This is a genomic window from Streptomyces sp. NPDC058051 (genome assembly GCF_042885475.1).
In the GTDB taxonomy this organism is placed as follows: domain Bacteria; phylum Actinomycetota; class Actinomycetes; order Streptomycetales; family Streptomycetaceae; genus Streptomyces.
This window is the reverse complement of sequence record NZ_JBHVRW010000040.1, coordinates 1-26,066: the sequence shown is the minus strand read 5'-3', so window position 1 is coordinate 26,066 and position 26,066 is coordinate 1. Positions and strand designations below refer to the sequence as shown.

Sequence of the window (26,066 nt, the reverse complement as noted above, 5' to 3'; positions counted from 1 at the left end):
TTCCGCCGCGTGCCCGTGCCTGTGCGTCTGCGTCTGCGTCTGCCCTTGCCTCTACTTCTGCCGCTGCCCGGACTGTGCGGAACCGGGGCGCGGGCGTGACTCCCGGACGCCGGACGGGCCCGCCTCCGGGCCGGTCCGGTATACGGGAGTCACGCCCGCGGCGGACTACAGCAGGAAGTCGCGCGCGAGCGCCTCGGACGCCCGTTCCAGCAGGGGTCCTGCCTGGGCCATCGAGACCGCGGGGTCCGGTTCCAGGTCCGTGAGGGCGTACGCCCGGCTGATGCCCGCACCGGCCAGGGCCTCGGGCGGCAGGGCGAGGCGCCCGCAGACCGCGACGACCTCGACGCCCGCGGCGCGCGCCGCCGCGGCCACACCCGCCGGGGCCTTGCCGTGGAGAGTCTGCTCGTCGAGCGACCCCTCGCCGGTGATCACGAGGGTGGCGCGTGCCAGCGCGGGCGCGAAGCCGAGGACGTCGAGCATGACCTCGATGCCGGGACGGAACCGGGCGCCGAGGGCGACCAGCGCCCCGTAGCCGATGCCGCCCGCCGCACCCGCTCCCGGCAGACCGGCGTGGTCCCGGCCCAGGACGGACGCGTAGTGGGCGAGTGCCGCGTCGAGGATCGCAATGTCGTCCTCGGTCGCACCCTTCTGCCGCCCGTAGACCTCCGGCGCGCCCTTCGGGCCCGTCAACGGGTTGTCCACGTCGCTGGCGAGGATCAGGTCCACCTCGGCCATGCGCGGGTCGAGGCCGGAGAGGTCCGCCTCGGCCAGATCGGCGAGGCCACCGCCACCGGGGCCGACGGGCTTGCCGTCCGCGTCCAGGAAACGGGCGCCGAGTGCGGCCAGCATGCCCGCGCCGCCGTCCGTGGTCGCGCTGCCGCCGACGCCGAACACGATCGTCCGGGCGCCCGCGTCGAGTGCCGCGGCCAGCAGTTCGCCGGAGCCGTACGTCGTGGCCGTGAGCGGGGCGAACACTCCTGCGGGCAGGTGCTGGAGGCCCGACGCCTCGGCCATCTCCACCACCGCCGTGGTCCCGCGCAGCGCGTACGCCGCCGTCACCGGTTCCCCGAGCGGCCCCGCCACCCGGGCCTCCCGGCGCTCGAACCCGGCGGCCACCGCCGCCGCCACCGTGCCGTCACCGCCGTCCGCCACGGGCAAGGTCTCGACCCTCACCCCGGGAACGACGCGCCGCAGCCCGGTCGTCACCCGCTCCGCGACCTGTACCGCCGTGAGCGATCCCTTGAACTTGTCCGCCGCCACGAGCACGCGTGCGGTCTCCATCACTGCTCCGTCCGCCACCTTGATTCCCTTGCTTTCGAACAGGCAGTCGCGCCGCCCCCGACCCTATCCGCAGCACATACCCGCTGCCCAGAGCCGTGGTCGCACCTGCTCGGCCCCTATTACGCTGCCGACGTGACCACTACCGATTACGCCACCTACATCGCGGGACTCCCCCGGGTTCTCGCCGCCGCGGCCACCGTGTTCCGGGACGTCCACGGCCGTGTGCTGCTCGTCGAGCCCAACTACCGTGACGGCTGGGCCCTTCCCGGCGGAACGATCGAGTCGGACGAGGGTGAGAGCCCGCGTCAGGCCGCACGGCGCGAGACGGTCGAGGAGATCGGTCTCGACCTGGAGCCGGGACGGATGCTCGCGATCGACTGGGCGCGCGGCCCCGGGCGGCCACCGATCGCCGCGTACCTGTACGACGGCGGCGTGCTGGACGAGTCGGATCTGAAAGCCATCCGGCTCCAGGAGGAGGAGCTGCTGTCCTGGCGCCTGGTCGAGCGCGAGGATCTTGACCGCTACCTGCTCGGCGGTCTCGCGCGGCGCCTGAAGGCGGCGCTGGATGTGCTCGATTCCGGTGGCGGAGCGGCGGAGTTGGAGGACGGCAGCCCGGTGACGCGCTGACCCCCGGCCCCGAGACGCCGGAGCAGACGGCCCGGGTCGTGCTGAGTTCCTGGACGGGCCGGTCCGCGGCACCGTTCGGCCCTGTGGGTCCTCGGGCCCGACGTCCCTCGCGCGTCCTCCTGCCGGAGATGCGGTTGCCGCGCGCGCCGCGGTCGCACGGGGAAGCCGGTCGCGCACGGGGAAATGACCTCGCGGGAGGCTGCCGGCGCTGCGTACGCTCGCGTCATGACTCTCGTCGCGATCCTCAGCGGCGCCGGTATCTCCACCGACTCCGGCATCCCCGACTACCGCGGTCCCCAAGGGCTTTGGCGCAAGGACCCGGAGGCCGAGAAGCTGGTCACGTACGACTTCTACATGTCCGATCCGGAGATTCGCCGCCGTTCCTGGCAGATGCGCCGCACCAGCGCGACCTGGGGCGCGGAGCCCAACGCGGCCCACCGTGCGGTGGCGGAGCTGGAGCGGTCGGGCGCCCCGGTGCGGGTGATCACGCAGAACGTCGACGGTCTGCATCAGCTCGCCGGTCTGCCCGCCCGCAAGGTCCTCGAACTCCACGGGACCGCGCGTGAGACGGTCTGCACCCGCTGCCGTGCCCGCGCCCCGATGGCCGAGGCACTGGCCCGTGTGGAGGCGGGTGAGGCCGATCCTGCCTGCCCGGACTGCGGCGGCATCCTGAAATCGGCCACGATCATGTTCGGCGAGCGGCTCGATCCGGTGGTGCTGGGCGAAGCGATGGCGATCGCCAAGGCGTGCGAGGTCTTCATCGCGGTCGGTACGACGCTGCAGGTGCAGCCCGCCGCCTCACTGGCCGGGATCGCGGTGGACCACGGGGCGCGGCTGATCGTGGTGAACGCGGAGCCCACGCCGTACGACGAACTGGCCGAGGAGACCATCCGCGAGCCCATCGGCACGGCGCTTCCCGCACTGCTGAAGCGGCTGTCCGCACCCCCGGACACGGGCTCCTTCGGAGCGGACTCCCGGGGCTGAGCGCTCGGTGTCCGCGCTGTCGGCCGGAATCCGCCCGCCCCTCCCCGGCCCGACGGTGATCGGGCCGGGACGTGTCGGAGGCCCCCGCCGTGTACGGAGGCACGGGTGACGCAGGGGGACGCGAAGTCCGGGAGACACCGTGGCGGCCCTGCCTGGCCGTCACGGCAGAAGGTGGGGCGGGCCGTCAGGCCAGGATCGGGATGAGTCCCAGGCCGAAGACGACGTAGAAGAGGGCTGCCACGGCCAGCCGCCCGGGGGTGAGCTTGTGGGCGCGCATCGTGATCAGGAGGTAGACGATCGCAGCCATGGTGATCAGCCCGGCCCAGATCAGTGCGCCGTCGAACTTCCAGCTGGTGAACAGCAACCCCAGGCCGCTGGGAACGGTCGCCTGGATCATCATGGCGCCGGAGATGTTCGCCAGGGCGAGCTTGGTCTTGCCCTGGCGGACCCAGATGATCGCGTTCATGATCTCGGGCAGCTCCGTCGCGATCGGCGAAAGGAGCAGCGCGGTGACCGCGGCCGAGAGGCCGAGCATCGGGCCGATCGCGTCGAGCTGCTTCACGAACAGCTGGGACGCGAAGAAGATCACGACCAACGTGGCCAGCGTCTGGACCACCACCGCCCAGGTGGCCGGGGCGGCGGCCTTGGGCTGGAGCTTCAGCGGCTCCAGCTCCTCGTCCTCCCCGCCGTCGTCACCGCTGCGGATCTCGCGCCAGAAGTAGACGGCGTAGGCGCCGAAGAACAGCAGGCCGAGGGCGGGCTTGAAGGCGAAGGCGACCAGGCCGAGAGCGACCTTGACGATGAAGATCGGCAGGAACCACTTCTGGTCCTTCGCGAGCCGCTTCATGTCCTTCTCATCACCCAGCGCCTCAACCCCGTCGGGCCCACTGACCGGCATGCCGGTCGTGGCCAGGACCAGGGCACGCTCCTTGCGGCGCTTGAGGAGCAGCATCCCGCCGGTCACGCCGTAGGCGACCGTGGCCAGCGCCAGCGGTCCGCCCATCGCCGCGCCGACACCGATGTTCTTGGCCTCCTCGGTGGCGCCCGTGGTGACCGCGACCAGCGTCACCACCGACTCGGGCAGCGCCGTCCCGAACGCGGCCAGGATCGTGCCGACCGCCATCTTCCCGACGTTGAGGCGCTCGCCCAGCCATTCCACCGCGTTGACGAACCACTCGCACGAGAGATAGATCGCCACCGCACACACGATGAGCAAAACAAAATGGATCACACTGACCGCCCGGCTTTCCCGCACCGCGGGATCCTGGGCGATACGCGGTTGGAGTCCCGGCGTACGACCTCGGCCCCGCGACGTACGTACATCGTCGACAAAGAGCCGAAGGTCTCGCCCACCCGGCAGACTCTGCACAGGCCCGGCCACCGGGAGTCACAAGGACTCCAGCATGTCGACGACCGGTTTGCGGGGCTACTCCCCTTCGCAGCCGCCCACTGTACAACGAACAGTCCTTCAACCAGCGGGGAGAGGGGGCCGTGCGGCGGCTCCCAGCCGGGTTCGTGATAGCCGCTCGGCAAACCGACGGTACGCGACAGCACAAAACCGGCGCAGACGATCGAACAGCTGCACTACCCCGTCGGCCGGTGGGGTAGTGTGGGTGGCTGCGAAGGGGAGTAGCCCCGCAAACCGGTCGTCGACACACTGGAGCCTTCGGGTTCCCGGTGGCCGGGCCCGTAGATCCTTACGGGCGGGCGAGACCTTCGGTCAGGTATGACACGCCCGCGCATCGTGGGCGCTGACGTCGTGCCGGGCCGAGTGGTCCTCCGAGAAGCCCGAGTGGCACTTCGCGAAGGCCCCGGGGCCCGGCTCCTACAGAAAGCCACCCGGAATGCACCTCGACCCCCTGGCGATTCTCACCGCCTTCGGGCTGATCTTCCTCGCGGAACTTCCCGACAAGACGATGTTCGCGTCGCTCGCCATGGGCACCCGCATGCGACCGTTGTACGTCTGGTTCGGTACGTCGTCCGCGTTTGTCGTGCACGTCGCCATCGCCGTCGGAGCCGGCGGTCTGATCTCGCTGCTTCCCGACTGGATCGTCAAGCTCGTCTCGGCTTCCCTGTTCGCGTTCGGAGCGTTCATGCTGCTGCGCAACGGCGGCGGCGATGACGAGGAGGACGGTTCCAGCAAGACGGTGACCGGTTTCTGGCCGGTGTACTCGACCGCGTTCATGGCCGTCTTCATCAGCGAGTGGGGCGATCTCACCCAGATCACCACGGCCAATCTGGCCGCGAGCAACGGCACGTGGTCCACGGCCATCGGATCCGCTGCGGCGCTGATGTCCGTCTCGGCGCTGGCCCTGCTCGCGGGGCAGTTCATCGCCAAGCGGGTGCCGCTCAAGACGGTTCAGCGGATCGGCGGGATCTGCATGCTGGGGCTGGCGATCTGGACCGTGGTGGAGATCTTCACCGGCTGACGCCTGCGCCGGAACAGCACCGCGCAGGCCCTTCGTGCGGGGTGTCCGGACGGGCTCGGGACTCGGCGTCCCGGGCCCGTCCTCGCGTTTCCGCACGTGGACGGCCTCAGAAGAGTGCCGGGGTGGCGTCCTGCGTACCGTTCTCGAAGGCCAGCAGCCGCTGCTTCCGGTCGAGTCCGCCGCCGTAGCCGGTGAGGCTGCCGGAAGCGCCGATGACACGGTGGCAGGGCACGATGATGCCCACCGGATTCTTGCCGTTGGCGAGGCCCACCGCGCGTGAGGCGCCCGGCTTGCCGAGGAACTCGGCCAACTCGCCGTACGAGCGGGTCTCGCCGTACGGAATCCGTTGGAGCTGCGCCCAGACGCTGCGCTGGAACGGGGTGCCCTCCAGACGCAGCGGCAGGTCGAACACGTGCAGCTCACCGGCGAAGTAGGCATCGAGCTGGCGCATCGCCTCGGCGAAGGGGCGCGGGTCGGGCTCGCCGAAGGTCTCCTCCGGCGGCCGGTGCCGCTGGCCCTCCATGTAGAGACCGGAGAGGACGCCGTCGGTGGCGACGAGCGTGAGCGGACCGTACGGGCTGTCGGCGACCGTGTGCCGCCGGGCCGTCTCACGTGCGGGCGTGGCGATCATGACTGAGTCTCCCAGGGCTTTCATGCGGGCAGGTGGTTGATGGGGTGGTCGTCCACGGTCCAGAGGTACTGGACCGCGTAGGCCCGCCAGGGCCGCCAGGACGCCGCGCGGCCGGTGAGCGCCGCGGGAGTCGACGGGAGGCCGAGCTGTTCGGCCGCGCGCCGGATGCCGAGGTCGGTGGGGAGGAAGGCGTCCGGATCGCCGAGCGCCCTCATCGCGATCACCTCGACGGTCCAGGGACCGAAGCCGGGAAGTGCGGCCAGTTCGGCCCGCGCCTTCTCCCAGTCGGTGTCGGTGCCGAGCCGCAGTGTGCCGTCGGCGAGTGCGCCGACGAGTGTGGTGAGGGTGGTGCGGCGGCTGCGTGGCAGGGCGAGCTGTTCGGGGTCGAGCCCGGCAAGGGCCTCGGGCGTCGGGAAGAGGTGGGTGAGGCCGCCCTCCGGGTCGTCGACGGGGAGGCCGTGGGCGGTGACCAGACGGGCCGCGTGGGTGCGCGCGGCCGCGGTGGAGACCTGCTGGCCGAGCACGGCCCGGATGGCGAATTCCGCTCCGTCGACGGTGCGTGGCACCCGTCGGCCCGGCGCTTGGCCGACCAGGGGGGCGAGCAGCGGATCGGTGCGCAGTTGGGCGTCGACGGCCACGGGGTCGGCGTCCAGGTCGAGCAGCCACCGGCAGCGGCTGATCGCGAGGGTGAGGTCGCGCGGATCGGTGAGGGAGAGCCGGCAGGCGATGTGGTCGGGGCGCGGGGTGAGCGCGACGATGCCGTGTCCGTAGCGGAGGGTGAGCGTGCGCCGGTAGGCGCCGTCGCGCCATTCCTCGACGCCCGGCACGGCGGTCGCGGCGAGGTGGCCGAAGAGGTTGGTGGGGTTGAGCGGGGCGCGGTACGGCAGGCGCAGCGCCATCACGCCCGGAGTGGGCGACGGTGCGACGGACCGGGCGGCGCGGCTGCGCAGCTCTCCCGGGGCGAGGGCGAAGACCTCGCGGACGGTGTCGTTGAAGGTGCGGATCGAGGAGAACCCGGCGGCGAACGCGACCTCGGCCATGGGGAGTGCGGTCGTCTCGATGAGCAGCCGCGCGGTCTGGGCGCGCTGTGCCCGGGCCAGGGCGAGCGGCCCGGCGCCCAGCTCGGCGAGCAGTTGGCGCTCGATCTGCCGTGCGGAGTAGCCCAGCCGGGCCGCGAGACCGGGGACGCCTTCGCGGTCGACGACGCCGTCCTGGATGAGCCGCATCGCACGGGCGACGGAGTCGGCACGGGCGTTCCACTCGGGGGATCCGGGGCTGGTGTCGGGGCGGCAGCGCTTGCAGGCGCGGAATCCGGCCTGCTGGCAGGCGGCGGCGCTGGGGTAGAAGGTCATGTTCTCGACCTTGGGCGGCACGACGGGGCAGCTGGGGCGGCAGTAGATCCGGGTGGTCAGGACCGCCGTGAAGAACCAGCCGTCGAAGCGGGCGTCCTTGGACTGGACGGCCCGTACGCAGCGCTCGGTGTCGGTGTGCATGGCTCCAGCATCGGCCACGGAACGGGTGAGAGCTGGCGAAAATCCGACATCGGCCTCGCGCGGCCAGGGCCTCTTCCGTTGGCTCTTCGGTGCCGGGCTGGGCGAGCGGGCCGGTGATGGATCTTGAGCAGAATGATCAAAAGAGCGATCAATGAGCATTAGCGACGCCCTTCTGGCTCCTTCCGGGCGCCCGGCCCTAACGTTCCGGTCGCCCTCGCAGGGCAGGCAACCGGGTACGGGGCGTTCCCTCCCGGAGGCCCTTCGGACCCACATCCGGGAGACCAACGATGAAGCGTACGGCTCGCGCAGCAACCGCCCTGGCCGTCACCGTCGCACTCGCGGCGGCCGGTACCGTCACCAGTCTCGCCAGCACCGACAACAACGCCGACAACCTGACGACCTGGGCCGTCGCACCGCAGAAGAAGGTGGTTCCGCAGACCCCCGAGCAGGACGAGTACAACAAGACGCACGGCCGCCCTCTCCCCTCTCCGGAGCTGCTCCAGCCTGCGCTCGACGCCGGCCTGGGGACGTACCGGGCCCGGCCGAAGAACTCGTTGCGCGGCGACTACGAGTGCGGCGCCTCGGACGTGCTCGCCGATCTCTCCCAAAAGTGGATCAAGGAATTCGAGAAGAAGTACCCCAAGGTCCACATCAGTGTGAATCCGCCCTACGCCGGAAGTCTGGGCGCTCTTGAACTGATCAAGGGCAATCTCGACTGCGTCTTCGTCTCGCGGGAGCTGAAGCCGACCGACATCGATGGCTTCCACGACGCTTTCGGCTACGACCCGCTCAGCATCCCGATATCCGGCGGAAGCTACCGGCACTTCGGCTTCCTGGACTCCGTCGGATTCATGGTCAACAAGAACAACCCGGTGGACAAGCTCTCCCTCGACCAGCTCGACGCCGTACTGTCCACCACCCACAACCGCGGGGGCAAGGCAGCCACCACCTGGGGCGATCTGGGCGCGACGGGCGACTGGGCCGACAAGCCGGTCCACATCGTGGGCCTTCAGCCGTGGAACGGCTTCGAGGAGTTCGTCCGCCAGCGGGTGCTCGACCACAACGGCAAGCGCGGCGAGTGGCGCCCGGGTGCGGCGGACGGCAGCACTCCCGCCGATCCCGCGGTGCACTGGGAGAAGACGGTCTTCAACCTCTCCAAGGCCGTCTCCGAAGACCCCTACGCCCTCGGGTACACGGGGATGGCCTACGTCGACTCGGCGGTCAAGGTCATCTCGCTCAGCGACCACGTCGGCGACCCGGCCTACGCGCCCACGTACGAGAACGTCGCCTCGGCCGCGTACCCGCTGAGCCGGGTCACCTACTTCAACGTCAACAAGCAGCCGGGGAAGCAGTTGGACCCGGTCATGGAGGAACTGATCCGGTTCGTCCTCAGCAAGCAGGGCCAGCAGGTGGTTTCGGATCAGCAGACCTTCCTGCCCCTGCGCTCCGGACAGACCCGCGACAGCCTCGACGCGCTCGACACCGCCCCCTGATCCCGCCCGGCCGTGGCCACCGCCCGGCCCGGTACGCATGACACAGCGCCAGAGCCCCGGTGAGCCGATTCGGTCACCGGGGCCGTGTCATGTCGCACCGTCACGTCATGTCGTACCTTCACGCGGCGAGCCCCGGCACAGCCGCGGGCGACGCCGAGAAGGAGGCCGAAGAACCGCCTCCTCCGGGCCGGGCAACGACTGTCCGCATCCCTCCCCGGCAGAGCACGGCCCACCGCCGCCGCTCCCGCCGGGGAGCGCGGCCGACCGCCGCCGCTCCCGCCCGGGAGCACGACCGTGTCCGCCACCACTCGCCAACGGCTCGTTCACCAGGAGGACTTGGTGACCCCGGGCAGAAATCCGGCATGCGCCTGCTCACGCACCCGGACGCGGGAGAGGCCGAACTTCCGCAGGTGCCCGCGCGGCCGTCCGTCCACGCTGTCCCTGTTGCGCACCCTGGTGGCACTGGCATCGCGCGGCTGACGCCGCAACTCGTCCACGGCGGCGCGGCGTTCGGCGTCCGTGGCGGACGGCCGACGGATGGTCTCCTTCAACTCGGCGCGGCGCGCGGCGTATCGGGCGACGATCGCCCGGCGCCTGTCGTTCTTCGCGATCTTGCTCTTCCTGGCCATCAGACCTTCCCTCCCCTGGCGCGGATGCGGGCGACGGCCGCCTCGATCCCGATGCTGTCGACGGTCTTGATCGCCCTGGCGCTGAGGGTCAGCCGGACGCTCCGGCCCTCGCTCGGCAACCAGTACCTCTTGCGCTGGATGTTGGGGTCGAAGCGGCGCGAGGTGCGCCGGTGCGAGTGGGAGATGTGGTTGCCGAAGCCCGGTCGGGCGCCGGTCAGTTGGCAGTGGGCGGACATGGAGTCACCTGTCTCGACTTGTTGAAAATGGAAATCATTGCCATATAGTAGCGCCCATGGCACGCAACGAACTACGCCCGGTCGTCAAACTCCGCTCCTCCGCGGGGACCGGCCACACGTACGTCACCCGCAAGAACCGCCGGAACGACCCCGAGCGCATGGTCCTGCGCAAGTACGACCCGGTCGTCCGCAAGCACGTCGACTTCCGTGAAGAACGCTGACCGCTCCCCCGCCAGATCCAGAAGGACACCGTCATGAAGCCTGGAATCCACCCCGCGTACGGCCCCGTCGTCTTCCGCGACAAGGCCGCCGGCTCCGCCTTCCTCACCCGTTCCACCGCGACCAGCGACAGGACGGTCGAGTGGGAGGACGGACACACCTACCCCGTCGTCGATGTCGAGATCTCCTCCGCGAGCCACCCGTTCTACACAGGCACCGCACGCGTGCTGGACACCGCCGGACGTGTCGAGCGGTTCGAGCGCCGCTACGGCCGGCGCGGGGCGAAGTGATGCGGGACCGGGCCCGGCTGCCCGTCGTGATCGTCGGCGGACTCCACTCCGACGCCCGCGAGGAGGTCGTGGACCGGCTGCTGCACGCGGTCCCCGGCAGCGTCGCTCTCCACCACGATCTGGCCTCCGCAGCCGACGGCACCGTGCGGCGCCTCGTACGCGACGCGTCGGGCGAACTGTCGTGCGGCGTCGCACCGCTCGTCAACGACTGTGCCTGCTGCGCGCTGCGCGAGGACCTGGTACCCGAGCTGGAACGCCTGGCCGCCGACGGTTCCACCCGGCTGGCCGTCGTCGAGCTGTGGGACTCCGTCGAGCCGAGGTCGATGGCCGAGGTCGTCGTCGCACACGGCGGCCACGTACTCGACCTCACGAATGTGATGACCGCGGTCGACCCCGCGCTCGTACTGCCGTGTCTCGCGAACGGCGACGACCTGGCCGAGGCGGGTCTCGCGGCGGCCGCCACGGACCGGCGAACCGTGGGAGACACCTGGGCGAGACAGCTGGAGTACGCACCCGTGCTCGCGCTGGTCGACAGCAAAGAGGCCGACGAGGAGGACCGCGCGCTGCTCACCCAGCTCCACCCGACCGCGCTTCAGGTGTCCGCCGGTTCGGACGAACTCGGCCGACTGGCCTTCGCCGGCTTCGACGTGGAAGCGGCGGCTGCCGCCCAGCACCCCGCCTGCGCCCTGCTGCCGCAGGAGGCGGAAGCGGCGGGGGTCGCCACGCTCGTCTGGCACCGCCGCCGCCCCTTCCATCCCGAACGGCTCTACCGGGCGCTGGAAGACCTGTGCTGCGCCGCCGCGCGCAGCCGTGGCCGGTTCTGGCTGGCCGACCGCCCCGACACCCTTCTGGCCTGGGACGCCGCCGGTGGTGCGCTCTGCGTGGAGGGAGCGGGCCCGTGGCTGGCTTCCCTTCCGGACGCGGCCTGGGACATGGTGCCTCCCCTGCGCAGGGTGGCCGCCTCGCTCGACTGGCATCCCGAGCACGGCGACCGCTGCCAGCACCTCGTCTTCACCTCACCCGGCCTCGATCGGGAACGGCTGACCGCGCTCCTCGATTCCTGTCTGCTCACCGATGCCGAGTACGCCGCGGGGCCGGAGGCGTGGAAACAGCTCCCTGCCCCCTTCGACTCCCTGCTCGACCCTGTCTCCTGACCACCGTTCCGTCCGGACGCGGCTGCGCGGCCGATCAGACCTCCGGGCCCTCATCCAAGGAATGCGCATGGCGCGACATACCGATCCGCGGCGGACTGCCACGTCCCGCCCCAATCCGCTGGACGCGGCCGGCATCACCCGTATCGACTACAAGGACACCGATCTGCTGCGGAAGTTCATCTCCGACCGCGGCAAGATCCGCAGTCGACGTGTGACTCGGGTCACCGCTCGGCAGCAGCGACAGCTCGCCCGAGCGATCAGGACCGCCCGCGAGATGGCGCTGTTGCCTTACGCGCTGAGGTGAACAGCCCAGAGGTGAACAGCCCAGAGGTGAACAGCACAGAGGTCAACACCGCACAGGTCAACAGCCCAGAGGTCAACACCGCACAGGTGGAATGCGGGCTGTTCCTCCGGGCAGCTTCGAGGCCGCCGGCGAGAGGCGGCCGGACAGGGGCGGCCGGACAGGGGCGATCGCACGGTGCGGCCGTGTCGATCCCCTCTGCCCGGTGCGGGCGGACGATCAGACCTCGTCCCGGGCCATGGCGATCAGCCGGTCCAGCACGGCGGCGTCGGCACGCACGCCGTCGTGGGCATAGGCATCGGTCACCCAGGTCCGCAGCCCGCGGACCGCGTCGGCGGTGATGAGCGCCTGCTCGCGGTCCACGTACATGTCGTCGTGGTAGACCGCGGCGACGACGGGGACCTCGTTGGCGGCGAGCCGGTCCAGGTCGTAGAGGGGCGGCCAGTCGGTGCGGGCGGCGAGGGCCTCGGCGGCACCGCGCAGCGGGACGAGCGCGGGGTCCTCCTCGAACTGCCAGGGGTAGACCATCTCGCCGGTGAACCGGAGCGGGAGCCCCGCGCCTGCGTCGAAGGCGGGGAACTCCTGCCGGATGCGATGGGCGGACCAGTCGGTGGGGCGGCCGCCCTGCGCGTAGATCGGCTCGTGGAGTGCGGCGTACAGGGGGCGTTCGGCGAAGGAGACGGCGGCCTCGACACCGCGCAGGAAGGTGTCGGTGAGCTCCGGGCCGTGGGCGCCTTCGGTGAAGGCGGTCTCCAGCAGGTAGTGGAGCGAGTCGAACTTCGCCGAGGTGCCGAAGGTGATGCCGACGGTCTGGAAGCGACGGACGGTGAGGCGTTCGCCGGTCGGCATGCGGACGTCGTGCGCGGCGAGGTGTGCGGCGACGGCGTCGGCGAGCCGCTGGTCGCCGGGGTAGCGGGCGAAGTAGCGCTCGTTGTGGGCGAGGGTACGGGCGTAGGCGGCCCGGTACACGTCGTCGGCGTGCCCGGTGAGGGTCGGCAGCCCGCCGGTGATGTACGCCTGGTCGAGTCCCTCGGGGGCGAGGCTGAGGTAGGTGAGGGTGGAGAAGCCGCCGAAGCTCTGGCCGAGGACGCTCCAGGGCCGGTCGCCCTGGAGGCGGCGACGCAGCAGTTCGGCGTCGCGGACGATCGAGTCGGCGCGGAAGTGTGCGAGATACCCGGCGGCGGCCTCGAAGTCCGTGCCGAACCGGGCCAGGGTGACGCGGTCGGCCGGCGTGGAACGGCCGGTTCCGCGCTGGTCCAGCAGGACGACGCGATAGTCGGTGAGAGCACGGCGCAGCCAGGCGCCCGCCGCGTTGGGACGCTCCGCACGGCCGCCGGGGCCGCCCTGGAGCCAGAGCAGCCGGGGCAGGTCCTCGTGCTCACGGCCCGCTGCGACCACTTCACGGGCGAACAGTCCGATGGTGGGGCCGTCGGGGGTGTGGTGGTCGAGCGGCACGTCGAGGGTGTGGTCGGTGCAGACCAGGCCGCCGTGGCGGTAGGAGACGGGGGCGGGCGTGGACATGGGCGTTCCTTTCGCGTGGCAGAACGGTTTCACGGACGACGGCCGGGCCCGCACCGGGGTGGTGCGGGCCCGGCCGTGCGGGGCTCAGTAGCCTGCGACGCCGAGGTCGCGGCAGATCTCCACGAGCTCCGGGTGCACGTAGCGCCCGTTCTCCTCGATGGCGACGCCGTCCAGGTAGATGGACGGGCCGAGGACGCTGCCGTCGGTGTGCGCGGCGGCCACCCACGGTTCGCCGCCGATCCAGGCGCCCTTGGTGCCGATGCCCAGCTCGACGCAGCCGAAGACCCGCTCGTCCTCGACGATCCGGCCGGTCGGGGCGAGTACGCCCGGGTTGAAGCCGAGCGACCAGTGGGCGACGCGGAACATGTTCGGGTCGTCGAAGGACTCCATCCAGCGACGGAAGGTGTCCGCGTCGGCGCCCCCCTCGATCTTGGTGACGACGCCCTTCTCGACGGTGCAGCGGACCGGGGAGCGGAGCAGGCCGATCTCGTCCGGCGGCCACAGGGCGCCGTCGAAGACCAGAACACCGTCCTGGGTCTCTTCGAGCGGGTTCCAGGAGATCTGGCCGGAGAGCATGACGGTCTCGCCGGGCTTCTCGGCGGGCTTGCCGCGCAGGTTGATCGGCCGGTCGCCGTTGCGGCCGACCAGGTCGGTGCCGTTGGCGGAGGTGATACGGACCTCGTCGGCGGCCTCCAGAAGGGCGACGAGGGCCTTGCCGAGGCGGATGACGCCCTGGAAGTCGGGGCGTCCCACCGTGGCGACCAGCATCTGGACGTCCATCGCGGTGAGGTTGGTGTAACGGCATCCGTTGGCCATGGCGGCGCGGAAGGCGTCGGAGTGCATCAGGTACGAGACGGCGAACTCGATCCACACGTCGGCGTCGGCGATGGCACCGGCCACCGGCCTGGGCGGCTCCATGGAGGCGCCGGGCAGCGTCTCGTACCAGACGATGACGGGGTGCGCACCGGCGGCGGCAACGGCCTGCGCGGTGGCCTCGATGACCCGGCGGTCGCTGCTGGTGTCGCCGGTGAGGACGACGTGCTCGCCGCGCTTGACGAGCATGACCTCCTCGACGAGCTTGCGGGCGGCCAGGGCGAGTTCGAAGCTGAGGTACTCGGGGCGCGGTTCGAGCCTGCTGTACATGTCCATGGAGGGTTCTCCTTGCCGTGCGGGTGGTGCTGGGTGGTGCGGAGGGTGGTTTCAGGGGGAGGGGGCTGCGGTCAGGTCTTGAGGATCTGGGCGGAGTCGCCGAGCGCACCGCCCGCGACCAGTCCGGCGCCGACCAGGTTGAGCTCCTCGTCGGCGGCGGGGCCGCGCAGCTTGCGGTAGACGACCCGGACGAGGAGGGCGCCGAGGACCAGCCAGCAGGCCTTCGGGCTGAGGATGAGCAGACCGGTGGCGAGCATCACGCCCAACTGTCGGCGGGTGCCGCCGAGCAGCTGGATGACGGCGCCGGGGATCGCCCAGAGCAGCATGGTGCGCACCGCGTCCGGGTCGCTGAGCCCGCTCTTGATGGTGTCGGCGTACACCTTGGCGACGGGCGGGATGAGGCCCTGCCCGAAGTAGGAGCGCCAGGCCAGGGCGACGACGACCAGGGCGACGCCGAATCCGATGAGGGCGGCCAGGAACTGCTGGCGACGGCCTTCGCGCTCGTACGGATCCCAGGGGCGGTGGTCGCGGCGCAGCAGCCAGCCGGCCTTGAGGTCGTAGCCCATGTCGGCGAAGGCGGGGCCGGTGGCGGAGACGTATCCCACCAGGAGGGCGAGCGGTACGGAGGGGATTCCTATGGCCAGGCCGAGAATCAGGAAGATCAGGGTGACGGCGAAGGACGGGAACCAGCCGGACTGCATGGCGGCGAGGCCGACGATCAGTTCGTGGACCAGGGCGGCGAACGCGGCGAACAGGACCCATCCGACGATGCCGAGCGGGCTCATGTCGCCGATCAGCCCGCCGAGCACGGCGAGGATCGCGGCGCCCGCGGTGAACAGCACGTAGCCGCGGATGAGGGAGAGCCGCAGGGCGCGCTCGTCGACGGTGTACTCGGTGGTCGGGTCCGGAGCCGCCTGGGCCGGTGCGCTGGGCGCTGCCTCGGCGGCCGCCTGCCGCTTGCGTTCGCGACGGCCGAGCAGGAGATGCACGGCCTGGCCGAGGGCCACGATTCCGGCGCCCACCATGACGCCGTGCGGAATGTATCCGGCACCGAGGTCGGTGTCGAAGAAGTCGGGGCTGTACTGGCGCAGCATCAGACCGACGCCGAACATCGCCAGCGCCCAGACGTTGCCCAGGAAGGCGATTCCGGCCGCGGAGAGCGGCAGGCTGAAGAGGGTTCCGGCGAGGCCGACGGCCGTACCGCCGGCGAGGATGAGAGCGCGACGTCCGCCCTGGTCACCGGCCTTGATCGTCTCGGCGGCGGCCGTTCCGGGCGGCCAGGCCGCGTCGGCGGGCAGCAGCCGGGATCCGAAGGCCCGATAGAGCACCCAGGCGTCCACGACCAGGCCGATGAACGCTCCCGCGAGCATCGGCCAGACGAGGTCCTCACGTCCGAAGACGTAGGGCACGGCGACGGAGGTCAGGAGCGCGTTCGCGGAGGCGAAGGTGGCGGCGGAGATCGCGCTCTGGGCGAGGTTCTGCCGGTGGACGGAGCGCATCCGGCGGAGGAAGCCCAGTGGGATGCGGCCGATCAGCATGGCGACGAGAGCGCCGACCACGGACGTGTTGGCGGAGATGCCGAGCTTGGAGACCAGGTCGATGCCGATGACGGCGCCGACGGCGGCGAGCGCCACCAGGATCACCAGTAGTACGGGTTCCAGGACGCGCGGATGGGACCGGGCGTCGTCGGAGTCGGGGCCCGGCGACGGGGCAGGGTGCGGCGCGGAGACATGGTGCGCCATGGGGCACCCCCTTCGGTGAGCAGGACTGGAGGTCGGGTTCCGTGCGTGCGTGCGGGCGGGTGCGGGCCGCGTGCACGGGCGACGGGGGTTCTGCGGGCTGAGCGATGGGTGTTACGGGGTACGGCGTTCCGGTTCAGCCGCCGAGGGCGGCGGTGATCTCCGCCGCTCCGGCGCGGACCAGCATGACGAGGGAGTCGGCGGCCCGGTCCACCCGGTGGGAGGGGCCGATGACGGTCAGGGAGGCGGGAACGCCGTCCCCCTGGAAGACGGGTGCGGAGACCGCGGTCACGGCCTCGTCGTACTCGCCGTGGCTGATGCAGTACCCGTCGGCACGGACCTGGGCGTAGCAGGCGAGCAGTGCGTCCAGGTCGGTGATGGTGCGGTCGTTGAAGCGGGTCAGCCCGGTGGGGCCGAACATCTGCCGGATCTCGCGTTCGGGGTGGTACGCGAAGATGGTGTGTCCGGAGGCTCCGGCGTGGCCCGGCATGACCGCGCCGATGATCGCGGTGTAGCGAACGGGTCCGGTGCCGTCGACGGCGGCTTCGCAGCGGTAGCTGCCGCCGTGCGGAACGTTGAGGACGATGCTCTCACCGGTCTCGCGGAGGAGTCGGGCGAGAACCGGCCTGGCGAGCGAGGAGAGCACGCCGCTGTGTTCGCTGACCCTGGCCAGCCGGGACAGCGCCGGCCCCGGACGGTAGCGGCGGGTGTGTTCGTCGCAGACCAGGAACGCGCGCGCGGTCAGGGTGGTGAGGAGGCGCTGGACGACGGCCTTGTCCCAGCCGTGGTGACGGGCCAGCTCGCTGACGCCCCACTCGGGCCGCTGCTCGGTGAAGGTGAGCAGGACGAGCAGGGCCCGGTCCACGGTCTGCAGGACGCCGGGGGCCTGGGGTCTTCCTTCGGCCGGGGCGCTGGTGTCCGTGCCGTGTTCCGCCATGGGGCCGAGCCTCCTTCGTCCGCATCATTGAATCCGGTGCGGAAATCGCAACGGTGTTGCGATTTCCGGCGACAGAATGCGGGTGCACTCAGCGGCTGTCAAGGGTTTCCCGGGAATTCGCCCTGGTGGCGCGCTCGCGCCGCCCGAAAGCTGGTGGGGCGCGGCGCAGCGGCGGCGTGGCCGACAGGGGCACGGCACGGCGGAGGCGGAGGCGGCGCGGTCGACGGGAGTGCGGCACGGCGGAGACGGAGGCGGCGCGGTCGACGGGAGTGCGGCACGGCGGAGACGGAGGCGGCGCGGTCGACGGGAGTGCCCGCTCGGTCCGGTACGGCCTCCATCAACGCCACGCGCCCCCTCCCGGCGGACCGGCGGACCGGCGGACCGGCGGACCGGCGGACCGGCGGACCGGCGGACCGAGAGGGGGCGCGGACGAATGAGGACGTCAGCTGTTCTGCTGTTGCTTCCACTCCGCCTGAGCCTTGTCGAGCCGCTCAGCCAGGGTGTCCAGGAACTGCTTGGCGCTCACCCTGCCGAGCAGCACCTTCTGGAAGTCCGGCTCGCTGTCGGCCTTGGAGAGGGTGTTCCAGTCGGGCAGGTAGTACGGGAGCTGGACGATCTTGGTGTTGCCGGAGAACAGTGCCTCGGCGCCGAGCTTGGTGGTCTCGGCCTTGTCGATCCAGTCGTCCTGAGCGGCTTCCTCGTTGGCCGGGATGAGGCCCGCGGACTCACTGAACTTGGAGTTCGCTTCGTGCGAGGCGGCGTACTCGATGAATTTCCAAGCCGCCGCCTTGTTCCCGGACGACTTGAACAGACTGAGGCCGGAGACCGGGTTGGAGACCATCACCCGTGTGCCGTCGGCCAGTTCGGGCTGAGGGATGCCACGGAACTTGTCGGTGCCCAGCGCCTTCACATGGTCCTGGTAGGAGCCCATGTTGTGGTTGAGCATGCCGATGGTTCCGGCGTCGAACTGGGCGACCATCTTGGTGAAGTCGTTGTTGAGGTCGGCGGCGGGGGTGACCTTCCGGTACAGGCCGACGTACTTCTCCAACGCCTCCACGTTCTTGGGGTCGTTGACCGTGGTCCTGCTCCCGGAGGCGTCCCAGAAGGAGTCGATGCCGGACTGCCCGTACATCGCGTCCAACGCCTGGGCGATGGAGCCCGGCCCGCCACGGATGGTGTAGCCGAACACGTTCTTCTTCTTGTCCGTCAACTTCTCCGCGGCCTTGTAGAACGCGTCCCAGGTGCCGGGCTCGTCCAGGCCGGCCTTCTCGAACAGGTCGGTGCGGTAGTAGAGGACCCCGTTGGTGGCGGAGATCGGCACCGCGTACGTCTCGTCCCGGCCGCCGGCGACCTTCACGTTCTCCGTCATCGCCTTGTTGAGCTTGCCGTTGAGGCCGCTCTTCGCGACCCGGTCGTCCAGCGGCTCCAGAGCGTCCTGTGCGGTGATGCCGGCGAGCATCGCCGCGCCCACACCACCGACGTCCGGCAGCCCGCCGCCCTGGATGGCGGTGTCGTACTTGGACTGCGCCTCCGTGGAGGCGAGGCCCACGTACTCCACGTCGATGTCCGGGTTGGCCTTCTCGAAGTCGGCGATGATCTCCTTCCAGACCGCCGTACGGACACCGCCGTTCTCGTCCCAGAAGACGATCTTCCCGGTCCCCGCTCCCTCACTGCCCTTCTGGCCGGCCATGCCGCTGCCGTCGTCACCGCAGGCGGTGGCCGTCAGGACCAGGACGGAAGCCAGGGAGATCGCGGTGGCGAGTCGACGACTGCGGTGGTTGCTCATGATCGGCCCTCTTGTCTGCATGGCGGCTCTCAGATCTCTCATATCGCGTCTCATATATGACATACGAAGAACAACGCGACGAAGGTAAGTCCGCCTTCTGCCACCGTCAATGCGCAGGACAAAAGAAATCTTCGATCGGGGCACGGACGTGCTGAAACATCATGATTGACGAGGAAATCAGCCCAGTTGGGCCACGCAGGCCGGGGGACACGGCCGGGGCGGACCCGGCGTCGCCGGGAGCCGGGGCCGCGCGCGAGGAGGCAACTCCTGGTGCGCACGCGGTCGCCTACGCGGCGTCGGCGGCCAGGGAGACAGGGCCCGGCCCGCGCCCCCGCTCACGCCGGATACGGCGCCGGAGCGCCCGTTCTCCCTTGGACCGAAGGGCTTCTGACGCTCCGAAGCCGCCTTCGGCATGCCGAAGGCGGCTTGATGCTCGGACGTCTTGACACCGCGCCGCCCTGACGCCGCGCTGCCTTGGCGCCCTGACGCTGTGCAAGGCGCTGCGCTGCGCGGCTCAGACCACTCCGCTACTCAGACCACTCCGCTGCTCAGGTCGCCCGGAGACGCCGCCAGACGGCCTTCGCCGCGTGGTGGCCCGACATGCCGTGCACGCCCGGGCCGGGAGGAGTGGCCGAGGAGCAGATGAACACCGCCGGATGTGCCGTCGCGTACGGCACGCGCGCGAGCTTGGGCCGCATCACCGTCTGAAGGCCGGTGAACGCGCCGCACCCGATGTCGCCACCGACGTAATTGGCGTTGCGCGCCGCGAGCTGGGGCGGGCCGGTGACCGCCCGGGCGAGAACCAGGTCGCGGAAGCCGGGAGCGAAACGCTCCAGCTGCCGTTCGATGGCATCGGTGGCGTCGCCCTCCCAGCCCGACGGGGCATGTCCGTACGCCCAGAAGACGTGCCGGCCCTCGGGCGCGCGGGAGGGGTCGACCAGGGAGGGTTGCGCGGTGATCAGGAACGGCACGCTCGGATCGCGGCCCGCCACCGCGGCGCCCAGCGCGGCGTCGATCTCGGAGGCCGTGGGGCCGATGTGGACCGTTCCCGCGCGGCGCGCCTCTTTCGCGGTCCAGGGAACGGGGCCCGACAGCGCGTAATCGATCTTGAAGCAGGATGCGCCGTACCGGTATCCGCTGTAGGCGCGGCCCAGGCCCGCGATGCGAGCGAGCGCGGTGGGTGAGGTGTCGAAGATGTAGGCGCGGGCGGGCGGGAGTTCGTCCAGGCGCTTGACCTCCGTACCGGTGTGGATCTCACCGCCCTGTTCGCGCAGGTACGAGGCGAGGGCGTCCGAGATGGCCTGCGATCCGCCTCGCGGCACCGGCCAGCCCTTCTCGTGCGCGGCAAGGGCGAAGAGCAGGGCGATCCCGCCGGTGGCCAGGCCGCTGACGGGAGCTATGGCGTGGGCGCCGAGCCCGGCGAAGAGACCGCGCGCCTTCGCGCCGCGGAAGCGGCGGGAGAGCAGCGTCGCGGGCTGGAGCGCGTCCAGGCCGAAGCGGACCCAGCGGTACGGATCACGGGGCAGCCCGTCCCAGGGTGTACGCAGGAAGTCCTCGGCAAGGGTGTCCCAGTGGCCGAGGAACGGGGCCACGAGCCTGCGGTACGCCCCGGCGTCCTGGGCGCCGAGCGACATGGCGCTCTCCCCCACCGAGCCGGTGAGCACGGCGGCCGACCCGTCCGGGAACGGGTGGGCGAGTGCCAGTTCGGGCTGAAGCCACTCCAGGCCGTGCCGGGCGAGCGGCATGGCGTTGAACGCGGGCGAGCCGATGCCCAGCGGGTGCACGGCGGAACAGGGGTCGTGCCGGAAGCCGGGGAGGGTGAGCTCTTCGGTACGGGCGCCGCCTCCGACGGTGTCGGCCGCCTCGAAGACCTCCACGGCGAAGCCACGGCGGGCCAGTTCGGCCGCGGCGGTCAGCCCGTTGGGTCCTGCCCCCACAACGGCGGCATCAAGCATCGACGGCACCTTCGGACTCCTTCGTCAGCCGACGGCCAGGACACCCAGGATATTCCGAGGCGTCGGCGGCGGGGCCGCGGGTAGGGTCGCCGATCGATGAACACTCGGAACGCACACACCGCGCCCATGGCACGCGCCTGCCCGGTCGTGCCCGCGCGCATCGCGGACATGGCCTCCCGGCTCGCCGCGCTGCCCGGAATCCGGGCTGTCGCCCTGGGCGGCAGCCGGGCCCGTGGCACGCATCGCCCGGACTCCGACTGGGACCTCGGCGTGTACTACCGGGGCCGTCCCGACCTGGCCGCACTGACCGCGCTGGCATCCGAGGCGCAGGGTTCCCCGGCGCAGGTCCCGGCCCCCGGCGCGTGGGGGCCCTGGGTCGACGGCGGGGCCTGGCTGCGGGTGGACGGTGATCCGGTGGACTGGATCCTGCGCGACCTGGACCGGGTGGAGGCGGTCTGGTCCGACTGTCTCGACGGCCGGTTCGAAGTGGGCGTACAGCCGGGGCATCCGCTCGGTTTCTGGTCCCCCGCCCATCCCGGCGAGGTCGCTCTCGGGCACGTACTCGCCGACCCGGCAGGCGAACTGACGGAGCTTCAGCGACGGACCAGGGCCTATCCCGAGGCACTGCGCACCGCGCTCACCGACGCCGCGTGGGAGGCGGAGTTCTCGGTGGCGGCCGCGCGCAAGTCGGCCCCCGCCGGGGATCCGCTCCATGTCGCACTGTGCCTGTCGCGGGCGTTCGGCATCCTCGCCCAGTCGCTCCACGCCCACCACCGCACCTGGTGCCTGAACGAGAAGGGTGCGCCGGCCGCTGCGGCCGTCCTGCCGGACGCTCCCGCGGAGTTCGCGGAACGGGTCGGCGAGGCACTGCGGGGGCTGGACGCGGCGGCGGTGAAGAAGGCCGCGGACGTGGTGCGGGAGGCCCGGTCGGTACTCGCCACGGGTGCGACAGGGACCGGGAGCCGCTCATGAACGCGCAACTCCAGTGCGTGGTGCTCGACTGTGCCGATCCCGCCCGCCTCGCCTCCTTCTACCACTGCCTGCTCGGCGGGGAGATCAACCGGCCGGACCGGCGCTGGGCGACGGGTGACAGCTGGGCGACCCTCCACACGGAAGCCGGGCTGGTGCTCGCCTTCCAGCGAGTGGCGGACCACCGTCCGCCGCGGTGGGGGGATCCGGCGTACCCGCAGCAGTTCCATCTGGACTTCGGAGTCCCGGATCTGGACGCGGCGCAGGGACAAGCGGTGGCGGCCGGGGCGGTGGTCCTCGACGAGGGCAGCGGTACGGGGCGCCCGTGGCGGATCTACGCGGACCCGGCGGGCCATCCGTTCTGCCTGGTCCGGCACGGCAACGACACGTAGTGCCGCCGCCTCGATGCGGGGCGGGTCCGTCAGCCCGACGGGACGGCCCTGGGGGGTTGCCTGTCGGCGCGACGGCAGGCGGTCAGGCCCCGTCGCGGAGGGCCTGGAGGACACGTTCGGCAGTCGCCTCGTCGCGGGCCGCCGTGAACGGCAGGGCGTTGCCGCCGGTGATACGGAAGGGGGCGCCGGAAAGCGTGGCCTGGGCGCCGCCCGCCTCGGTGACCAGGAGCAGGCCCGCCGCGTGGTCCCAGGCATACTCCCAGGTGAAGGCGACCGCGTCGTTGTCGCCACGGGCGACGGCGAGGTATTCGAGGCCCGCGGAACCACAGGGGCGGGCGTCGATGCCCTCGGTGCGCAGGCCGAGCAACGCGTGCTTCTGAGCATCGGTGGTGTAGTCGGGGTGGGACATCGCCACGTGCAGGACGGAGCCGGGGGCAGGTGAGCCGGAGCGTATCGGCGTGCCGTTGAGCGTGGCTCCGCGACCGCGGACGGCGATCGCCATCTCGTCGAGGACCGGGGCGTAGGTCCACGAAGCGAGGAGTTCGCCGTGGTGGGCGAGGGCGACGAGGGTGCAGAAGCCTGCTTCGCCGCGGACGAACTGGCGGGTGCCGTCGACCGGGTCGACGATCCACACCGGTGCGTCGCCGCTCAGGGCGTCGTACACCCGAGGATCGGCGTGGACCGCCTCCTCGCCGACGACCACGGAGCCCGGCAGGAGCCTGGTCAGGGACGCGGTGAGGTGTTCCTCGGCGCGGCGGTCCGCAATGGTGACGAGGTCGTGCGGACCGCTCTTCTCGACGATCTCATGTGCGGCGAGCTGTCGGTGGCGCGGCATGATCTCGGCGGCGGCAGCTGCGCGGACCGCCGCCTCCACTGCGGTCAGGTGCCCTGCGGACCCGGCGTCTCCCGCGTTGCCGGCGTTCCCCGCATTCCCCGCGTTCCTTGCGTTCCTTGCGTTCCTTGCGTTCCTTGCGTTTCCTGCGTGCTGTGCGTTTCCTGCGTTCTTTGCGTTCTCAGCGAGAAGTTCATCGATCACGCCCCCCAGCTAAGCACGGCCGACTGGACAGCTGACGGCCTGGTCATGGCGGGGAGGTGGCCGGTCACCGTCCGACGGCGTACCCCTGCATGCCGCGCGGGTTCGCGGCCGCGGAGAGCACTCCGGTCTCCGGGTCGCGGGCCACGGCGCACATCCGGCCCTCGGACCACGGGTCGCCGACGGTGACGTCGTGGCCGCGGCGGCGCAGCTCCTCGACGACCTCCGGGGCCATGCGCTCCTCGACGGTGACGCTGCCGGGACGCATTTCGCGGGGGAAGAACGAGCTGGGGAAGCTGTCGTTGTGCCAGTTCGGCGCGTCGATGGCGCCTTGGAGGTCGAGGCCGCCGCGGACCGCCGGACGCAGGGCGACCGCGAGGAAGAAGTGGATCTGCCACTGGTCCTGCTGATCGCCGCCGGGCGTGCCGAACGCCATGACGGGGACGCCGTCGCGCAGGGCGAGGGACGGGGTGAGGGTGGTGCGGGGGCGGCGTCCGGGGGTGAGGGAGTTCGGCAGGCCCTCGTCGAGCCAGGCCATCTGGAGCCGGGTTCCGAGCGGGAAGCCGAGCTCCGGAACGACCGGGTTGGACTGGAGCCAGCCGCCGCTCGGTGTGGCGGCAACCATGTTGCCCCAGCGGTCGACGATGTCGAGGTGGCAGGTGTCACCACGCGTGGCGCCGTCCTTGGCGACGGTCGGCTCGCCGACGCCCGCCGTCGGTATGCCCAGGGCGTCGAAGCCGGCCTCGCCGGAGGCCACGGCGTGGGCGTGCCGGCTGAGGACGGGAGTGCGGCCGTCCGGGCTTCCGGGGCGGAGTTCGCGCGAGGCCCGGTCGGTGACGAGGGCGCGACGCTCGGCGTTGTACGGCTCCGAGAGCAGCGTGTCGAGAGGTACATCGACGGCGTCGCCGTACCAGGCCTCACGGTCGGCCATGGCGAGCTTGCAGCCCTCGATGAGCAGGTGGACGTAGGCCGCGGAGCCGTACTGCGGCAGCTCGGCCGGGAGCAGGGCGAGCTGCTGGAGGAAGGCGGGGCCCTGGCTCCAGCCGGCCGCTTTGGCGAGTGTCCAGCCGTTCCAGTCGTACGTGGCGGGTGCCTCGTAGGACGCCGACCAGCCGGCCAGGTCGGCGGCGGTGAGAGTGCCGGAGTGGCGGGAGCCGCTGGTGTCCATGGTGGGACGGGCGGCCTGGCGGACCAGGGCCTCGGCGATGAAGCCCTCCCTCCAGATCGTGCGGGCGGCCTCGATCTGGGCGACGCGGTCCTCGCCGCCCGTCTCCTGCGCCTCGTCGATCAGGCGGCGCCAGGTGGCGGCGAGTGCGGAGTTGCGGAACAGCTCGCCCGGTCGGGGCGGTGTGCCACCGGGCAGGTAGATGTCGGCGGACGACCGCCACTCGTTCTCGAAGAGTTCCCGCACGGTCTCGACGGTCTGGCCGAGCCGCTCGACAGGTGCGTGGCCGTCCTCGGCGTACCCGATGGCGTACCGCAGCACCTCGGCGACGGTCTTGGTGCCGTGGTCGCGCAGCAGGAGCATCCAGGCGTCGAAGGCGCCCGGCACGGCCGCGGCGAGCGGTCCGGTGCCGGGAACCAGGTCGAGGCCGAGGGCGCGGTAGTGGGCGGGAGTGGCACCGGCGGGGGCCGGGCCCTGGCCGCAGAGGACCTGCACCTCGCCGTCCTTCGGCGCCAGGATCATCGGCACCTCACCGGCCGGCCCGTTGAGGTGCGGTTCGACGACGTGCAGGACGAATCCGGCCGCGACGGCGGCGTCGAAGGCGTTGCCGCCGTCCTCCAGGACGGCCATCGCGGACTGCGAGGCGAGCCAGTGGGTGGAGGCCACCATGCCGAAGGTGCCCTGCAGGGTGGGGCGGGTGGTGAACATACGGGGTCTCACCTCGTTGTTTACGCGCGTCGGACGGTCGAATCCGCACTCACGATCGGGCCTGGGGAGAATCTGGGGAGCTTGGACCGGAACTCTCCTCCGCCCGCTCCCCCAGCAGGCTATCGATCGCCCTGCGCCCCTTCTTCCCCGCCTCCGGCATGAAGTGCGCGTAGTGATCGAGCGTGATGGTCGGCGATGAATGCCCCAACCACTTGGCGAGTGTGACGACCGACTCTCCTGCCTCCAGCACGAGGGATGCGTACGTGTGCCTCAGCACATGGAACCCGTCCTTCGGTGCCGCTTGCCACTGCCAAGGTTTCGCCCCCTTGACACGCGGAGGGATGACACCTGCCCTGGCCAAGGCAGGCTTCCAGATCTCGGTGTTCCACGTGTTGGCGGCGATCGCGTTCCCGTACTTCGTTGTCAGTACGAGGCCGAACTCCTTCCGCTCCCTGTCCGATTCAGGACCGCCCCAGGGAAGCTCGACCTTGTCGCCGGGGTATGCCCTGGCATGCTTCACCAGCTCGTCGGCCACGGAACGCGGCATGTCTGCAACGCGGGTCTTGCCACCCTTTGGAAGCGTAAAGCACTTCCGGCCATTGACTATTTGCACCTGACGTCGGACGTGGAGGACTCCGCGCGCGTGGTCGACGTCCTCCATGCTCAGGCCGAAGACTTCGCCCTGACGCAGACCGCACCCAAGCCCAAGAATTACCGCTATACGGTGCCTCTGGCTGATCTCATCACGCACCCTCCGAGCCAGCGCCTCAGGCCACGCCTCGCGACGCTCATCGGGCAGCTTCGGCCATCGGACCGACTTGGACCTCATCGGGTTCCGAGCAAGACGCTTGCCGAAGGCGCTCACCGCGATCCGGTCGGCGCGGGCCGAAGTACGCTCGCGGGCCTGGGAACTGGCCGGGGCGAACGGTCCGGCCACCGACGGCT

General features: G+C 71.1%; 25 protein-coding genes. 10 read left to right on the top strand and 15 right to left on the bottom strand.

Features of this window, described 5'->3' with window-relative positions:
• Positions 1–165: 165 nt before the first annotated feature.
• Positions 166–1,281 carry a glycerate kinase gene (locus ACFVUT_RS35480; RefSeq protein ID WP_389653049.1) on the bottom strand — a complete coding sequence of 372 codons (1,116 nt, stop codon included), beginning with the start codon at positions 1,279–1,281 and terminating at the stop codon, positions 166–168.
• A gap of 132 nt (positions 1,282–1,413) precedes the next feature.
• Between ACFVUT_RS35480 and ACFVUT_RS35475 the strand changes: the two genes are divergently transcribed.
• Together ACFVUT_RS35475 and ACFVUT_RS35470 are read left to right on the top strand one after the other, a co-directional pair.
• Positions 1,414–1,908 (top strand): NUDIX domain-containing protein, encoded by a 495-nt coding sequence (locus tag ACFVUT_RS35475; protein ID WP_389653046.1) that lies wholly within the window; start codon positions 1,414–1,416, stop codon positions 1,906–1,908.
• 225 nt (positions 1,909–2,133) lie between these two features.
• The gene (locus tag ACFVUT_RS35470; protein WP_389653043.1) at positions 2,134–2,892 is read left to right on the top strand and encodes an NAD-dependent deacetylase; all 759 of its coding nucleotides are present in this window, start codon (positions 2,134–2,136) and stop codon (positions 2,890–2,892) included.
• A gap of 184 nt (positions 2,893–3,076) precedes the next feature.
• Here the strand turns inward: ACFVUT_RS35470 and ACFVUT_RS35465 are convergent, their stop codons facing one another.
• Entirely contained in the window at positions 3,077–4,123 is a 1,047-nt protein-coding gene (locus tag ACFVUT_RS35465) for a sodium:calcium antiporter (RefSeq protein WP_389653041.1), read from the bottom strand.
• Positions 4,124–4,736: 613 nt separating this feature from the next.
• Here ACFVUT_RS35465 and ACFVUT_RS35460 point away from each other — a divergent pair.
• Complete coding sequence (locus tag ACFVUT_RS35460; protein ID WP_389653038.1) at positions 4,737–5,321, top strand: TMEM165/GDT1 family protein; 585 nt, start codon at positions 4,737–4,739, stop codon at positions 5,319–5,321.
• 106 nt (positions 5,322–5,427) lie between these two features.
• On the opposite strand, the gene ACFVUT_RS35455 is transcribed toward ACFVUT_RS35460, so the two are convergent.
• Together ACFVUT_RS35455 and ACFVUT_RS35450 are read right to left on the bottom strand one after the other, a co-directional pair.
• Complete coding sequence (locus ACFVUT_RS35455; protein WP_389653035.1) at positions 5,428–5,952, bottom strand: methylated-DNA--[protein]-cysteine S-methyltransferase; 525 nt, start codon at positions 5,950–5,952, stop codon at positions 5,428–5,430.
• Between the two features lie 20 nt (positions 5,953–5,972).
• Positions 5,973–7,445, bottom strand: a complete 1,473-nt coding sequence (locus ACFVUT_RS35450; RefSeq protein ID WP_389653032.1) for an AlkA N-terminal domain-containing protein — start codon at positions 7,443–7,445, stop codon at positions 5,973–5,975.
• Positions 7,446–7,732: 287 nt separating this feature from the next.
• Here ACFVUT_RS35450 and ACFVUT_RS35445 point away from each other — a divergent pair, with 287 nt between their 5' ends.
• Positions 7,733–8,938, top strand: a complete 1,206-nt coding sequence (locus ACFVUT_RS35445) for a PstS family phosphate ABC transporter substrate-binding protein (RefSeq protein ID WP_389653029.1) — start codon at positions 7,733–7,735, stop codon at positions 8,936–8,938.
• 323 nt (positions 8,939–9,261) lie between these two features.
• On the opposite strand, the gene rpsN is transcribed toward ACFVUT_RS35445, so the two are convergent.
• Both rpsN and rpmB read right to left on the bottom strand, forming a co-directional pair.
• On the bottom strand, positions 9,262–9,567 hold the full coding sequence (gene rpsN / locus ACFVUT_RS35440) for a 30S ribosomal protein S14 (protein WP_389653026.1): 306 nt from the start codon (positions 9,565–9,567) through the stop codon (positions 9,262–9,264).
• Positions 9,567–9,803, bottom strand: a complete 237-nt coding sequence (gene rpmB / locus ACFVUT_RS35435; protein WP_389653023.1) for a 50S ribosomal protein L28 — start codon at positions 9,801–9,803, stop codon at positions 9,567–9,569. Before rpmB ends, rpsN begins: the two co-directional genes overlap by 1 nt.
• 56 nt (positions 9,804–9,859) lie before the next feature.
• On the opposite strand from rpmB, the gene rpmG reads away from it, so the two are divergent.
• From rpmG to rpsR, 4 genes are all read left to right on the top strand, one after another.
• Complete coding sequence (gene rpmG, locus ACFVUT_RS35430; protein ID WP_389653020.1) at positions 9,860–10,024, top strand: 50S ribosomal protein L33; 165 nt, start codon at positions 9,860–9,862, stop codon at positions 10,022–10,024.
• A gap of 33 nt (positions 10,025–10,057) precedes the next feature.
• Positions 10,058–10,312 (top strand): type B 50S ribosomal protein L31, encoded by a 255-nt coding sequence (locus ACFVUT_RS35425; protein WP_389653017.1) that lies wholly within the window; start codon positions 10,058–10,060, stop codon positions 10,310–10,312.
• Positions 10,312–11,466 carry a CobW family GTP-binding protein gene (locus ACFVUT_RS35420; protein ID WP_389653014.1) on the top strand — a complete coding sequence of 385 codons (1,155 nt, stop codon included), beginning with the start codon at positions 10,312–10,314 and terminating at the stop codon, positions 11,464–11,466. The genes ACFVUT_RS35425 and ACFVUT_RS35420 overlap by 1 nt, the downstream gene beginning before the upstream one ends.
• 67 nt (positions 11,467–11,533) lie before the next feature.
• Entirely contained in the window at positions 11,534–11,770 is a 237-nt protein-coding gene (gene rpsR, locus ACFVUT_RS35415; protein WP_389653011.1) for a 30S ribosomal protein S18, read from the top strand.
• A 216-nt stretch (positions 11,771–11,986) separates the two neighbouring features.
• Here rpsR and ACFVUT_RS35410 read toward each other — a convergent pair whose 3' ends face one another.
• The 6 genes from ACFVUT_RS35410 to ACFVUT_RS35385 all read right to left on the bottom strand — a co-directional run bounded on the left by ACFVUT_RS35410 (position 11,987) and on the right by ACFVUT_RS35385 (position 20,863).
• Entirely contained in the window at positions 11,987–13,288 is a 1,302-nt protein-coding gene (locus ACFVUT_RS35410) for an alpha/beta fold hydrolase (RefSeq protein WP_389653008.1), read from the bottom strand.
• Between the two features lie 84 nt (positions 13,289–13,372).
• Entirely contained in the window at positions 13,373–14,437 is a 1,065-nt protein-coding gene (locus ACFVUT_RS35405; RefSeq protein ID WP_389653005.1) for a hypothetical protein, read from the bottom strand.
• Between the two features lie 71 nt (positions 14,438–14,508).
• A complete protein-coding gene (locus tag ACFVUT_RS35400; RefSeq protein ID WP_389653002.1) occupies positions 14,509–16,179 on the bottom strand; it encodes an OPT/YSL family transporter in 1,671 nt (556 codons plus the stop codon).
• Positions 16,180–16,312: 133 nt separating this feature from the next.
• A complete protein-coding gene (locus ACFVUT_RS35395) occupies positions 16,313–17,113 on the bottom strand; it encodes an IclR family transcriptional regulator (protein ID WP_389652999.1) in 801 nt (266 codons plus the stop codon).
• Between the two features lie 442 nt (positions 17,114–17,555).
• Positions 17,556–18,899 (bottom strand): ABC transporter substrate-binding protein, encoded by a 1,344-nt coding sequence (locus ACFVUT_RS35390; RefSeq protein WP_389652996.1) that lies wholly within the window; start codon positions 18,897–18,899, stop codon positions 17,556–17,558.
• A gap of 548 nt (positions 18,900–19,447) precedes the next feature.
• Positions 19,448–20,863 (bottom strand): phytoene desaturase family protein, encoded by a 1,416-nt coding sequence (locus ACFVUT_RS35385; protein ID WP_389652993.1) that lies wholly within the window; start codon positions 20,861–20,863, stop codon positions 19,448–19,450.
• Between the two features lie 87 nt (positions 20,864–20,950).
• Between ACFVUT_RS35385 and ACFVUT_RS35380 the strand changes: the two genes are divergently transcribed.
• Both ACFVUT_RS35380 and ACFVUT_RS35375 read left to right on the top strand, forming a co-directional pair.
• Positions 20,951–21,826 (top strand): nucleotidyltransferase family protein, encoded by an 876-nt coding sequence (locus ACFVUT_RS35380; RefSeq protein ID WP_389652991.1) that lies wholly within the window; start codon positions 20,951–20,953, stop codon positions 21,824–21,826.
• On the top strand, positions 21,823–22,215 hold the full coding sequence (locus tag ACFVUT_RS35375; protein WP_389652989.1) for a VOC family protein: 393 nt from the start codon (positions 21,823–21,825) through the stop codon (positions 22,213–22,215). Before ACFVUT_RS35380 ends, ACFVUT_RS35375 begins: the two co-directional genes overlap by 4 nt.
• An 82-nt stretch (positions 22,216–22,297) precedes the next feature.
• On the opposite strand, the gene ACFVUT_RS35370 is transcribed toward ACFVUT_RS35375, so the two are convergent.
• The 3 genes from ACFVUT_RS35370 to ACFVUT_RS35360 all read right to left on the bottom strand — a co-directional run.
• Positions 22,298–23,098 carry an inositol monophosphatase family protein gene (locus ACFVUT_RS35370; protein WP_389653421.1) on the bottom strand — a complete coding sequence of 267 codons (801 nt, stop codon included), beginning with the start codon at positions 23,096–23,098 and terminating at the stop codon, positions 22,298–22,300.
• A gap of 217 nt (positions 23,099–23,315) precedes the next feature.
• The gene (locus ACFVUT_RS35365; RefSeq protein ID WP_389652986.1) at positions 23,316–25,121 is read right to left on the bottom strand and encodes a gamma-glutamyltransferase family protein; all 1,806 of its coding nucleotides are present in this window, start codon (positions 25,119–25,121) and stop codon (positions 23,316–23,318) included.
• Positions 25,122–25,170: 49 nt separating this feature from the next.
• Positions 25,171–26,066 (bottom strand): tyrosine-type recombinase/integrase (locus ACFVUT_RS35360; protein ID WP_389652983.1); only part of this gene is annotated, 896 nt, incomplete at its 5' end.